We start from the raw sequence: 13,035 nt of genomic DNA, 5'->3' as shown, positions 1-13,035 counted from the left end.
TTATGGATAAACGAACAATCGGTATACTGGGGCTAGGAGTTTTTGGTCGCAGTATCATTAACACGCTCCGTAAATACAACTGCGATATTATCGCTGTTGACGATCATGAAGATGTCATCAACCATTTTGAACCCATTTTAGCACGAGGCGTGGTCGGCGATATTACAGACCACGATTTGCTGCAAGCTGCAGGAATTGATACCTGTGATACGGTCGTGGTCGCTACTGGAGACAATCTAGAATCGAGTGTCCTTGCTGTTATGCACTGCAAATCGTTAGGCGTTGAAAAAGTAATTGCCAAGGTGAAAAGTAAAACAACCAGAGAAGTGCTGCTAAAGGTCGGAGCAGATCGCTGTATCTCCCCTGAGCGTGAAACAGGAATTTCACTTGCAAAAAATATCCTGCATCAAGCTACGACTGACGTCATTGAACTAGATAAAAATGTATCTATTATCGAATTTTATCCACCTCAGTCTTGGATTGGTAAGAATTTAGCCCAATTAAAACTTCGTCAAAACTACAACCTCAATATCATTGGTTTTCGAGAAATGCCCGACGGCGTTCTCAACATTGATACATCACCTGACTATACCTTTAAAAAGGACGAATTGTTGATGGCAGTTATTGACAGTCAAACATTTGACCATTTTGAAGATATTACAAAATAGCCTAGCAAAAATCGCCGAGAATGTTTCTCGGCGATTTTTGCTGCCTTTATTACGAATTTGGATCATCTAAACTTCGACCGTGTAAGCCTTTTTCACGTTGGACTTGGCGAAGTTTTTCTGGCGTGATGTCATTGCCCTCTTCATCCACAATTTTAATCCCTTCAATGTGGTGGCGAACGCTACGACGATAGCCTTCAATGTATTCTTCACGCAATTTAGCTTGCTCTACTTTTTCTTCTGGCGTTAGACCAACTGTTTTTTTCTTTTTGGCAAGTTCGTTGATGCGTTCGATTTTCTTTGGTTCCATTTTCCCTCCTTGGATTATTTTGTATTGATTTGGTTAAATTGTGCCACTTTTTTGGCTTTCGTCATTAAGGCAGATATGAGTGCCAAACGATTGGCTCGGATTGCTTCATCTTCAACCATAACCATAGTATTGTCAAAGAAAGCGTCAATCACTGGACTTAAAGCGAAGAGTTGCTCAATATTATCTGCTAAGTCATCAGATAACGTTAAGTTTTCTATTGCTGCATGAAGGGCTTTTTCTTCGGCATTTTCAAAGAGGCTCTCGTCCACAACACTAGCCGTTTCTGCTTTTTCTGCCAAGTTAAAGACACGTGCTAAACTTTCGACCGACGATTTGAAAGAATCTTCTTGTGCTTTTTCTGCCAAAAGAGCCGCCACCTCGACCAAATCACGTACAACAAACGTCGAGCTGTTGAGCACAGCTGTTACGATATCTTTTGGAATATCATTATCCATCATTTTTTCAATACGCGAACGGAAGAAATCAAGTACCTGCTCTTTGTTACTATATGTGAGACTATCAAACTGCAGCGCATAGAGCTGTTCTATCAATTCATCTAAGGCAATATGCCAACCAAATTTATCCAAAATGCGCACAACACCTTGTGTTGCCCTACGAAGAGCATAAGGGTCATTTGAACCGCTTGGAATGAGTCCAACAGAGAAGAACGAAAGAATTGTGTCTATCTTGTCTGCAATGGCTAAAATAGCACCAACTTTCGTATCTGGCAATTCACCGTCACTGGCAGTTGGTAAATAATGCTCTCGAATAGCTCTAGCTACTGCTGTGTTTTCTCCTGCAAGTAGAGCATATTTTTCTCCCATGATACCTTGCAATTCATCAAATTCTCCAACCATACCGGTCAATAAATCAAATTTGTAAATAGATGCGGCACGGGTTACATCTTTCACTTCCTGAGTAGATAAGTGTGCTTTTTCTGCTAAAAGAGCTGCGATCTTTGCTGTTCGCTCCATGTGCTCTGCTAGAGAGCCGATTTTTTCATGAAAGGTCACATTTTTCAACTTTTCAACCAAATCAGAAATAACCAATCGTTGGTCTTCGCGCCAGAAAAATTCTGCATCTTCCAAACGAGCTACCAACACTTTCTGATTCCCTTTGACCACATTTTCGAGATGTTCTGCATTTCCGTTACGTACCGATACAAAATATGGAAGCAGCTTACCATTTTCGTTACGAACAACAAAGTAGCGTTGATTGACTTTCATGGAAGTCACAAGGACTTCCTCAGGTACATCTAGGTAACGCTCGTCAAAACGTCCGATAAAAGCGGTTGGGTATTCAATCAAATTCAGCACTTCGTCCAGCAAATCTTCGTCAATCTCCACATGAACGTTGTGCATTTTCTCGATTTCTTTGATTTGATCCAAAATCATGTTTTCTCGTTCCATTGGACTAGCAATGACAAAAACTTCGCGCAGATCTTCTTCATAAGAATCTGCAGACTGAATCTTCACTTCATGACCGAGAAAACGATGACCCCGACTTGTCCGTCCGCTTTCAATATCGAACAAATTCATCAAAAAGGACTCATCGTCCAACAACACAGTTAGGGTATGAACGGGACGGATATATTCAAATGTATTGCTCCCCCAGTGCATATTGACCGGAAAGCTTAGTGAAGTCAGCACATCAACAACTCCGTCAATCAATTCTTCAACAGGTTTTCCGATTTCTTGCTTGGTCACATAGACATATTCTTCGCCTTTGACTTCACGGAATGTGATATCTTCAACAGTCAAGCCTTTTCCACGAACAAAACCTTGCGCGGCTTTGGTGAAATTTCCCTCTGCATCCAAAGCAATCTTCTTGCTTGGTCCTTTAAAATCTTCTGTTAAATCTGTTTGCTTTTCACTTAGATTGGACACGCGCACAGCCAAGCGACGAGGAGTTGAAAACATTTCAATCTTATCAAAAGTTAAACGATTGTCTGTTAAAAAGGCTGCCATTTTATCACGTAATTGCTTCATGCTTGGTGTTACGACATAGGCCGGCATTTCTTCCAGCCCTAACTCAACCAATAAATTCTTTGTCATTTTTATTCCTCCTCAGCCAATAATTTCTCACGTGTTGCTTCATCTAATAATGGATAGCCTAGTCGTCTGCGCTCTGCCACAAAAGTTTTAGCAACAATACGTGCCAAATTGCGAATCCGAGCAATGTAACCTGCCCGCTCCGTCACCGAAACAGCTCCGCGAGCATCCAATAAATTAAAAGTATGAGAGCATTTCAATACATAATCATAAGCAGGGTGCACAAGATTATATTCCAAGCAGCGTTTTGCTTCTGCTTCAAAATGATCAAAATTTTCTAAAAGCAAGGCTTGGTCGCTCACTTCAAAACTGTATTTTGAATGTTCAAATTCTGGCTGACGGAAAATTTCGCCGTACTTAACTCCATCTGCCCATTCAATATCATAAACAGAATCCACTTCTTGAATATAAGATGCCAAACGTTCTAAACCATAGGTAACTTCAGATGTAACTGGACTGGTAGATAAACCACCGACCTGTTGGAAATACGTAAACTGTGTAATCTCCATCCCGTCAAGCCATACTTCCCAACCCAAACCTGCAGAACCAGTTGAAGGATTTTCCCAGTTGTCTTCGACAAAGCGAACATCGTGCTCTAGCGGGTTAATTCCTAACAATTCCAATGATTGTAAATACAACTCTTGAATGTTGCTAGGACTTGGTTTCATTACAACCTGAAACTGATGATGTTGGTAAAGGCGATTCGGATTTTCACCATATCGTCCATCTGCTGGACGACGTGAAGGCTCTACATAAGCCGCATTCCATGGCTCAGGTCCAATAGCCCGTAAGAAAGTGTAGGGGCTCATCGTACCAGCACCTTTTTCATTATCGTAAGCCTGCATGAGCATACAACCCTGATCATTCCAAAACTGTTGCAACGTTAAAATAATTTCTTGGAAGGTTAACTTCTTCGGCATAATGTTTACTCCATTCTTTTTATTATAATATTCTTGTAACTTGAGCTTATAGTAGGAATATACTAGTCTCAACAAGTGAATCAATTTGACTAACAAAACAAAAAGCAGAACTGCACTCGATACGACACCCTATACAGCTTTGCATAGGGGCGTCAAAACGCGGTTCCACCCTAGTTTATTACTTCATTGTTAATATAGCCTTAAGATAACATCAACGACTAAAATTTACCGAAAGCTCCATCTTCATTCAGCTCTTATCTGGCTTCCACCATCCCAGACTCGCTAGCAAGTAATTGCATGAGACTTCTTTCATACAAAACATTATAGCAAGAAATAGGAAATTTGTAAAAGGAAAATATTTTATTTTACATTGGGTATCAAAAAAAGTCAACAAAAGTGTCTAATTTTTCTTTCTTGCACTCTTCACTAAAGTTTTCAAATCTATTTTTTACCTTGTCCTTTGTATTTTTTCTGCTAAACCAGAATTAATACTTTTGGAATATTTACTTAGAATTTTTGCTAAAGAATTGACGCTAACTAGATAAGATTGGATTTTTGAACGATAGAATATATTACCTTTATTTTAGAATACTTTCGGGAATAAGCTATTTAGAAAATTGTTCTGACATAGAATATTGAATAACTGTAATTGAACTTCAAGTGGCAGATTCCCTAGTAAAATATCTTGCCTTCTGTTATCCATTAAAAACTTATCAATATGTCTTAATTTACAACTTGAAATATCTAGTTTCATTGCTGGATCTAAATTAAAATCTTTTTCAAAATTTGAAGTGACCGAATTGATAAAAGCAGACAGATCACGAGAATAATCAATAAAAATTGGTTCTATTTCTTGTTCTCACTTTTCTATAGTTGTAAATTTATTTAACCTCAAAATATATACTCATTTGACTAATGTTTCCATAAGGAATATCATCAATAGTAAAACTCCCAAATCGTGCTGCACAAAGCAATAAACAAAAAATTCTTGATAAAAATTATAGTTCGACTCTAATAGGCGCTTTCTTTCAACCGCACTATTACTTAACTTATTACAAGCTTTTGCAAATTTATTATCAGAATAGAGCTTCACGCCAATTCTAATTTTTTTCATCATGGTTACAAAGTTTACATCTCTGATGTTTGGTAATTCTAAAATGATTCCTTGTTCTTGAAACTTCTCAATCCAGCCTAAACAAATTGATGATAAAAACGGGAAAAGTGGTATGAATATCTCAGAATTATCAAAATCGTCGGTAAAATTAGTTATTATATATAAAATTTGCTTTGCTTCCATCGTTTCTTGTAATAGAAAGTATAAATGATATATTTCCCAATAATTTTTCTTCGTTCATAATAATTCGCTTCCCATTTTTCACTCACCTGCAGTTTCATCAAGTTTGTGTAGGTTTCTTTTGATAGAAAAAACCACGAAACCACCAAAAATCCCCTAGAAATCATTCTAAGGGATTAACTTTACCCTGCCATCTCTGCCACTTGTTCCGTTTTTGCTTTCTTGCTTGGACTGGATAGGCGGCGCTTGCTGTCGCGGATGGTGTTGAGGTCTTTGAGGAGTTTAGCAAAGTGGAGTTTTTCGGGATAGGCTTCTGCGGAGGCTGCGGTATAGCGCATAAAGAGGTCATAGATACGGGAGAGCTCGGTACGCAACTGCTTGGTTTTGCCGACTTCTTTGCTGGACTTGGCTGCACGCGCCAGAGTTTCTGCCCGGTCATAGTCTTCCTGAGCTGTTGCCACGGCGGTAAGCATCGGCAGAAGACCCAAGGTAGTCACTGCTGCATCATAAGGTTCCTCCTTGAGGGTTTTGAGGAGACTCTTGATTTCAGCAGTTGCGACATCGTTGGTATGCTTGGTGATGTCCTTATACTTCGCAAGGACTGACGTTAGGGTTTCGTGGGCAGCTTTGAGATTGGGCTCCTTGATTTTGGCAAAGCCCCTATGCAAGGTAAACAGTCCGACTAGGGCACTGTCCCGCTCCTTATCCACTTCTGCTAGACTCAAGGTTTGTTTATTTTCTACGCTGGCCAACTGGGCTTGGAATTGCTCCAGCTTACTGTCAAAGACTTCAAGATGCTCATCATACATAGCCTCATCCTTGTAGGACTTGGCAAAGCTAGTAAGAACCTGATGAGAGTCCGTCATCAAGCTCTCAAACTCACGGTTAGTAAAGTTGCTGTAAGGCAGGGGGCGAATGGTGTAGGTTTTTGTCATAATAATCCTTTCCTCAAATATGATAAAACAAGTATAGCATGTGGTGATAAATCTTTGGCAAGGCTACTCTGAAATGTTGTTTTTAAGCTCCGAAAAGGCATTTTTCTCTTTTTCAAAGAAAAAAGGCAGCAAAAATCCCCATCTGATTGCTAGTAAACCTTCCGACGGGGACTATTTGTCTATAAAAAACGAATCATCCGATCATTCAAGACTTAGAATACCTAGAAACTTTAGTGATTAGTGTCATCCTAGACATAGAATGCCAATCAATTTTAGTAAATCCTGTCATTCGAGGGATAGATTATTTGGAAATTTTCATAAATAGGACTATCTGAAAGCTAGATTCCCTCCAAATTTTAGTAAGGAAGACGATTCGACTCCTAGATTGGAGTAGGACGTTGATAAATGATATTGACTGAAGCCTTGACTGCTTCTTTTCTTCCTTATCTTCCCACTCCCAGTAGCTCAATAACCTCCTCAATCAGCCCTTTGATTTCTTTATCGCACAGAAGAGAAAGTTTTGATTACAGTTTCAGTCAATCATCATCTAAAAATCCATCTTATCTGGATCTGGAGCGCCGCCTTCAAGACCTTGAATGTTTTTCAACACTTCTAGGTCTGCTGGACTGAGGGTAATGTCAAAGCAGTCCAGATTGCTCTTGATTCGCTCAGGCGTAACCGACTTGGGCAGGGGCAGGAAGCCCTCTTGCAGGCTCCAAGCCAGAGCGATTTGGGCGACAGATTTGCCGTATTTATCGGCCACAGCCTTGACTTCTTCATTGCGGAAAAGTTCCCCTTGACCGAAGGGACCCCAAGCCTCTAGGAGAATATCATGCTTACGACAATAGTCCACTGTTTCAGCCTGATAGACACCAGGCGCCAGACGAATTTGATTGACCGCGGGCAAAATACGCGCTGTCTCAAGCAGAGGCTCTAGGTGGTGAGGCAGGAAATTGCTGACACCGATAGCTCGGATTTTCCCCTCCCGATAGAGGTCTTCCATAGCCCGCCAAACCTCCCGATTGCGCTCCTTCCAAGCTTCCTGCTCCCGCAGAGGTTTTGGATTGGGCCAGTGGATAAGATAGAGGTCCAGATAGTCCAGCCCCAAACGCTCTAAGGAGCGGGCAAAAGCTTCTTGAGTCTCCTCATAAGTATGATTACCATTCCAGAGCTTGGTCGTAATAAAGAGCTTTTCCCGCGGTATACCATTGTCTTTGATTGCACGACCCACACTTCCCTCATTCTTATAAACAGCTGCAGTATCAATGTGCCGGTAGCCTGCTTCAAGTGCTGTCAGCACTGCCTGATAGGCCTCTTCACCATCCTGAGCCTTCCAAGTTCCAAAGCCCAAAACCGGAATCTCTACACCATTGTTTAATTGATAACGTTCCATCTCCGTCTCCTTTATTAAGCAAGCAGGCAGCCCAGTCAACTACCCCTTCCAACAAAAAATCTATTTCTTAGCTTTCTTTTTCAAGGATTTGGGTTTAAAGACATTCTCCTTGGTTGGTGCCATTCCCCTGCCGAGAAAACTATAAGTAATAAAAGTTATGCCAACTACAATCATGAGCATACGACTCAGATAACCTCATTATATCACGCCTCTTATTGCAATTCAAATCCTTAAAAACCTTTTCTTAACTACATGTATTTTAAAAAGTAAAATGAAAAGAGTCGGTTTTCCAACTCTTTCAAGATAAAAAGATTCTATTTAGCTTCGTATCGTTTTTCACCATCAAGATAAGTTGCAACGAGTTCTAAATCATTGTCCAAAACGATAAAGTCCGCATCGTGACCTTCTTTGATTTGACCACAAACATCATCAATATGAACGGATTTTGCTGGATTGAGCGTCGCCATCATAACAGCTTGGTGCGCATTAGCAATCCCCCATTTTACAACATTTTTTAGACCATCTTTTAATTTCAAGATAGAACCGGCTAGGTTGCCTGTTGATTTGAGTCGAGCAGTGCCATTTTCCACTACAACCGGAAATTCACCCAGCATATAATCGCCAGCTTCTAATCCACCAGCTGTCATACAGTCGGTAATGAGGGCAATATGTTCATGACCTTTTTGCTTCATCAAAATGTCACAAGCCTTTGGATCCACATGGTGTCCATCACAGATCAGCTCAGCATAAGTGTGTGGCAGCTCGTACATAGCGCCGACCATGCCCAGCTCACGGTGAGTCAGACCACGCATACCATTATAGGCATGAACCCAGACACTAGCGCCAGCATCTACCGCAACTTTAGCTTCATCAAAAGTTGCATTTGAGTGCCCAAGTGCAACTGTTACGCCTTCATCAGTAATGGTTCGAACAAAATCTTCAACACCTTCTCGTTCTGGAGCTAAAGCGATTTTATTGAGCAAACCATTCGATGCTTTTTTCCAAGCACGAAATTCATCCATTCGAGGATTTTTCATGTAAATTGGATTTTGGGCTCCTTTATATTTTTCTGTGAAATACGGACCTTCAAAATATAAGCCACGAATCTTAGCACCTGTCGCTTCCTGATAATGAGCACCGATATTTTCTGTCACAGCTAAGAGTTGTTCATAGCTTGAAGTCAAAGTCGTTGGCAGAAAACTAGTCACCCCCGTCGTCAAGAGACCTTCACTCATCGTATGAAGGGTGCCCTCGATATTGTTATCCATGACATCGACACCGCCAAAACCATGAATATGGGTATCCACCAGTCCCGGTGCGATAGAATAACCTGTATAATCTATCACATCCGCACCTGCCGGAATAGCTTTCGTCCATTTGCCAAATTTACCATCTGTGATTTCCAAGTAGCCACCTTGACGGATACCATGGGGATAGAAAAATCGATCTGCTTGAATATATTTAGGCATAATAAAACCTCCTTCTTTCAGTGAGAGTTTATATAAGCTGTCACTTTAGACAACTGTAAATGGTATTTTAAATCACTCTCGCATTGTTCATTATGTCTCTTTCATTATATCGCTTTCTTTTCTTTTTGTAAATGGTATAGACCTATCTTGCTAGATTTTAAGTGATTGTATAAACACTACTGTTTATACTATTTTCTATACTGTCCATTTAACAAACTTGTAGTACACTTCGTTTAAAAGAGTGATCTAAATTCCATATTGGCAAGAGCTTACTTTGATGCTGCTTATTTTAGGATATATACTAGTACTCATTCCATTTGCAAGTCTTGTTTGCTAGATATTTTTCGATATTAAATTCAGACCAACCTTATAGTCGTCTTGTTTTTTCTTGTTGTTTTCATATTTTTAGTACTAAATAGATAATTTCTGTCAAATGAATCAATTAAGGCACTCAACCTAAACCATCAAGTTTATATTCGACTTTCCGGTTACTACCTTATTTAAGTATTTATGTTCTATCTTTTATTGAATAATTATTTGTATAATGATATAATAAAAGTGGGGAAAAGTATTTTGTGTTGATTGTTGTCACAAGGAGCTGATTCCAAATTCAAATTTAGAAGAGACAAATCAGCTTTAAATGACTTTAGTCTTCACCTAGCACACTTATCTTTGGAGGTGTACCATGAAAAAGAAAGTCTTTACAGTTGTTTTTCCTTACTTGCTATTCTGTTTTTAACTGCTTGTGGTAATAATAAGAAATCAACAAACACATCATCTTCTGAAGTACCCAAGACTAGTTCTAGTCAAAAAGCAGAACAAAAATCAAAAGTTGTTGAATTTTCTACCACAGCTACTGATACAGTTATTTATGAAATCAAAGGTCTTACGGCCACCTATAAAGGGCTGGAAAAAGATGATTATGAATATACTCTTAAACTAGCTTATAAAAATACTTCCAATAAGGAATATGAAGTGCAAACTCGTAATGGTAAAGTCAATAATATTTCTAATAGTGATGACCATAAAATTATCATTTGTTCTGATACCTTAAAAGCTTCTGCTGCTTCTGAAGGTAGTATTAAATTACCAATAAATGCTTTAGAAGCAGCTAGTATTACTAAGCCAAAAGTTTTAGAATGCAATTTAGAAGTCATTTATGATATCACAGAAACCATAGCCAAAGTACCAATTAAGGTTACTTTTGAATAATTCAGTAGGAGCTAATGTTTAGCTTCTCTCACATCATGTATGTATACAGTACATAGCAGCTAAATTAACTTTCAATACATATTGTTCTAATAATAAATTAAACAACCAGCCATTCCTCGCTTTATGAGGATTGGCTTTTTATATGACTAGTTTCCGAACATCCTTAATAAACTAGTTATGACAATCTCCCCATCACAATAATATTCTCATCAAAAAACATGAGTCTGGCTTATAGAACATACTAAAACTTTTTTTAATTCAATACCCACAATCTACTGATAGCCAGCAATAAGAGGTTCGAATAGTTTAACAAATGCAATTTTACAAGAAAGATTTAATCAAAAATAAAAAGTATATTTCGAAATTTGTATTTTTCTTCTTGATGAACTGGTTTAGAGTTTGTAAGTTTTGATAAAGATAAACTGTGACATCTTTCAAGTTCTATTCAACCTCTATTTGCTCTATCACATTGGATTGATAGCAAAGTCAAGCTAGTATTACAGCACAGATGTTCCACTTTTTCTTGTGTACCAAACTTGATCTCACAGAGCCATTATTAATAAACTTTCTACTTGATCATGCAAGATAAGTAGGGTACAAAAAAAACAAACTGCACCAGCAGTTTGTTTCTCATGATTATATTTGTTCCGCTTGGACCTTTTCCGCCAAGTTCATGGCGTGATCCGCTACTCTCGTATAGTGAGAGATGATATCAATAAAGTTTACGCCTGCTTGTGTCGAGCATTCTCCTCTATTCAGACGATGAATGTGCGTTTTCCGTAGCTTTCGTTCCATTTTATCAATCGCTTCATGCTTAGTTACTAAGCTATCCGCCAACTCAATGTCATTATTTTCTACAGAAGCCAGGGATTCTTTAATGAAAGTCAAAGTCATGTTATAAATCAATTCCAACTCTTGCAAAGCTGCTGGAGAAAATTCCACCTTTTTCCGACGGATATAATCAGTCAAATTAATCAGCGCTTCACCATGGTCCCCGATTCTTTCTAAATCTCGAGATGAATCCAAAATATTTGTCAGCACTTCACTTTCTTTTTGGCTAAGAGGCTCACTAGATAAATCAATGAGGTAACGTGTGAGATCTTCATCAATTTTATTGATTGCTTCTTCTACCTTGTGTCCCTTGTCTGCTGACTTTTCAGTATTGTTCACAATATAATCATAAGCCAACTCAAATGAACGCATCGCATAACGTCCTAAATGAAGCAATTCTTTTTTAGCATTTCCAAGCGCCAAAGACGGAGCTTGTTTGATTAAAATCGGATCTAAATAAAGCGGTTCATATTTCACAACTTCATCTTCACCTGGAATCAGTTTTGTTACCAAGGTAGCTAACAAGCCAATAAATGGAAATTGAATAATGGTATTAGTAACATTAAAAGTTCCGTGAGCAAAGGCGATGGTCATTTCTGGGCTTAAATGGAATGCTGCTTGAAACCACTGAATTAAGCTCGTAAATGGACCTAAAACGATCAAGCATAAAACGGTACCGACCACATTGAAAGTGACATGGGCACCTGCCACACGTTTAGCAGCAATATTGGCTCCTAATGATGCAATAATCGCTGTAATCGTTGTCCCGATATTATCCCCAAAAAGGACTGGCAAAGCTCCCTTTAACTCAATCAAGCCGCTCGCATATAAATTTTGTAGAATACCAATAGTTGCTGATGAGGCTTGAATCAACAAGGTAATACCTGTCCCTACAAATACACCTAGAACTGGATTTCCACTCAACTTTATCATATACTCACGAAAAGCATCTAAATTTTTCAATGGCTCCATAGCACCACTCATCAAATTCAAAGCAAAGAAGATCCCCCCGACCCCAAATAAGACACGACCAATATTATTGATAGAGCGCTTTTTGGTAAAGAAGAGACAGACTGCTCCTAAAAAGAGAATGGGTAAGGCATAATCACCTAGCTTAAAACCAATAATAAAGGAGGTCACTGTCGTTCCGATATTGGCTCCCATGACAATACCAATCGCTTGCTTCAAAGTCAATAGTCCAGCGCTTACCAGTCCAACCGTAATAACTGTCACACCCGAACTTGATTGAATCAGAGCTGTTAGACCAATCCCAACTAGAACGCCAAAAAATGGATTGCTTGTATATTTATCAATAAAATAACGAAGCCGATCACCTGCAGCCTGCTGCAAGCCTTCTCCCATCATTCGAATACTATATAGAAAAAGTCCTAAACCGCCTAAGAAGCTAAATATAATTTGCTGCCAATTGATGGACATCTTTTCTCCTCCGAAAAATCTGTAGCGGATTATCTCCTTTTCTATTTTAAAGGATAAGTGTAAAAGTAACAAGCCTTTTTAGCATTTTTATCAAAAAAAGAAAGAAAAATAGAATTTCCTTTCTTTTTAAATATATTGATATAGCTAAAATCACGTTTTATTTTTGTTCTAAATCGCGGATCATTTGGTCAATTTTGTTCCCATATTCAATCGATTCATCCTTGATAAATGTCAAATCAGGAATTTTATACATCTTCAAGTTGTGACCCAATTCACGTTTGATGGTTCCCTTCGCCTTTTCTAAACCGGTCTGAGCTTTTTCTTGTTCAGAAGCAAGGTTGCTCATCAGCGTGTAGTATACTTTTGCCATTGACAAGTCGCCCAACATTTGCACATCTGTAATGGTAATTCCTTGAACACGCGGATCACGAACTTTTTTTTGCAAAATTTCATTGACTTCACGTTTGATTTCCATGCCCACACGATCCACACGAAATTGATTTGCCATGATATCTCCT

11 protein-coding genes are annotated in these 13,035 nt (G+C 38.8%); 2 read left to right on the top strand and 9 right to left on the bottom strand.

Features of this window, described 5'->3' with window-relative positions; genetic code table 11:
- Window positions 1-2 precede the first annotated feature (2 nt).
- Entirely contained in the window at window positions 3-668 is a 666-nt protein-coding gene (locus HMPREF2876_RS00995; protein WP_003025935.1) for a potassium channel family protein, read from the top strand.
- 49 nt (window positions 669-717) lie between these two features.
- Here HMPREF2876_RS00995 and HMPREF2876_RS00990 read toward each other — a convergent pair whose 3' ends face one another.
- The 7 genes from HMPREF2876_RS00990 to nagA all read right to left on the bottom strand — a co-directional run bounded on the left by HMPREF2876_RS00990 (window position 718) and on the right by nagA (window position 9,037).
- On the bottom strand, window positions 718-975 hold the full coding sequence (locus tag HMPREF2876_RS00990) for a DUF896 family protein (protein ID WP_003025937.1): 258 nt from the start codon (window positions 973-975) through the stop codon (window positions 718-720).
- Window positions 976-989: 14 nt separating this feature from the next.
- The gene (gene glyS / locus HMPREF2876_RS00985; protein ID WP_070583955.1) at window positions 990-3,029 is read right to left on the bottom strand and encodes a glycine--tRNA ligase subunit beta; all 2,040 of its coding nucleotides are present in this window, start codon (window positions 3,027-3,029) and stop codon (window positions 990-992) included.
- Between the two features lie 2 nt (window positions 3,030-3,031).
- Window positions 3,032-3,946, bottom strand: a complete 915-nt coding sequence (gene glyQ / locus HMPREF2876_RS00980; protein WP_024052159.1) for a glycine--tRNA ligase subunit alpha — start codon at window positions 3,944-3,946, stop codon at window positions 3,032-3,034.
- Between the two features lie 904 nt (window positions 3,947-4,850).
- Window positions 4,851-5,243, bottom strand: a complete 393-nt coding sequence (locus tag HMPREF2876_RS00975) for a hypothetical protein (protein ID WP_070583953.1) — start codon at window positions 5,241-5,243, stop codon at window positions 4,851-4,853.
- Between the two features lie 179 nt (window positions 5,244-5,422).
- A complete protein-coding gene (locus HMPREF2876_RS00970; protein WP_024052161.1) occupies window positions 5,423-6,175 on the bottom strand; it encodes a DUF6261 family protein in 753 nt (250 codons plus the stop codon).
- 547 nt (window positions 6,176-6,722) lie between these two features.
- Window positions 6,723-7,568 (bottom strand): aldo/keto reductase, encoded by an 846-nt coding sequence (locus tag HMPREF2876_RS00965; protein WP_024052162.1) that lies wholly within the window; start codon window positions 7,566-7,568, stop codon window positions 6,723-6,725.
- A 314-nt stretch (window positions 7,569-7,882) separates the two neighbouring features.
- Entirely contained in the window at window positions 7,883-9,037 is a 1,155-nt protein-coding gene (gene nagA, locus HMPREF2876_RS00960) for an N-acetylglucosamine-6-phosphate deacetylase (RefSeq protein ID WP_024052163.1), read from the bottom strand.
- 585 nt (window positions 9,038-9,622) lie between these two features.
- Here nagA and HMPREF2876_RS00955 point away from each other — a divergent pair.
- Window positions 9,623-10,249: a hypothetical protein gene (locus tag HMPREF2876_RS00955; RefSeq protein WP_224783962.1), complete on the top strand. Its 627-nt coding sequence runs from the start codon at window positions 9,623-9,625 to the stop codon at window positions 10,247-10,249.
- A gap of 636 nt (window positions 10,250-10,885) precedes the next feature.
- Here the strand turns inward: HMPREF2876_RS00955 and HMPREF2876_RS00950 are convergent.
- Window positions 10,886-12,517 (bottom strand): Na/Pi cotransporter family protein, encoded by a 1,632-nt coding sequence (locus HMPREF2876_RS00950; RefSeq protein WP_070583950.1) that lies wholly within the window; start codon window positions 12,515-12,517, stop codon window positions 10,886-10,888.
- Window positions 12,518-12,674: 157 nt separating this feature from the next.
- On the bottom strand, window positions 12,675-13,025 hold the full coding sequence (gene rbfA / locus HMPREF2876_RS00945; protein WP_024052166.1) for a 30S ribosome-binding factor RbfA: 351 nt from the start codon (window positions 13,023-13,025) through the stop codon (window positions 12,675-12,677).
- Window positions 13,026-13,035: the final 10 nt, after the last annotated feature.

The organism is Streptococcus sp. HMSC073A12 (assembly GCF_001812815.1).
Classification (GTDB): Bacteria; Bacillota; Bacilli; order Lactobacillales; family Streptococcaceae; genus Streptococcus; species Streptococcus vaginalis.
This window is presented reverse-complemented; position numbering and strand designations above follow the sequence as displayed.

Coding starts and splice junctions, on each gene's coding strand:
- HMPREF2876_RS00970 (WP_024052161.1), bottom strand. CDS start 6,175: ATGACAAAAACCTACACCATTCGCCCCCTGCCTTACAGCAACTTTACT.
- HMPREF2876_RS00995 (WP_003025935.1), top strand. CDS start 3: ATGGATAAACGAACAATCGGTATACTGGGGCTAGGAGTTTTTGGTCGC.
- glyQ (WP_024052159.1), bottom strand. CDS start 3,946: ATGCCGAAGAAGTTAACCTTCCAAGAAATTATTTTAACGTTGCAACAG.
- HMPREF2876_RS00975 (WP_070583953.1), bottom strand. CDS start 5,243: ATGGAAGCAAAGCAAATTTTATATATAATAACTAATTTTACCGACGAT.
- HMPREF2876_RS00965 (WP_024052162.1), bottom strand. CDS start 7,568: ATGGAACGTTATCAATTAAACAATGGTGTAGAGATTCCGGTTTTGGGC.
- glyS (WP_070583955.1), bottom strand. CDS start 3,029: ATGACAAAGAATTTATTGGTTGAGTTAGGGCTGGAAGAAATGCCGGCC.
- HMPREF2876_RS00950 (WP_070583950.1), bottom strand. CDS start 12,517: ATGTCCATCAATTGGCAGCAAATTATATTTAGCTTCTTAGGCGGTTTA.
- rbfA (WP_024052166.1), bottom strand. CDS start 13,025: ATGGCAAATCAATTTCGTGTGGATCGTGTGGGCATGGAAATCAAACGT.
- HMPREF2876_RS00990 (WP_003025937.1), bottom strand. CDS start 975: ATGGAACCAAAGAAAATCGAACGCATCAACGAACTTGCCAAAAAGAAA.
- nagA (WP_024052163.1), bottom strand. CDS start 9,037: ATGCCTAAATATATTCAAGCAGATCGATTTTTCTATCCCCATGGTATC.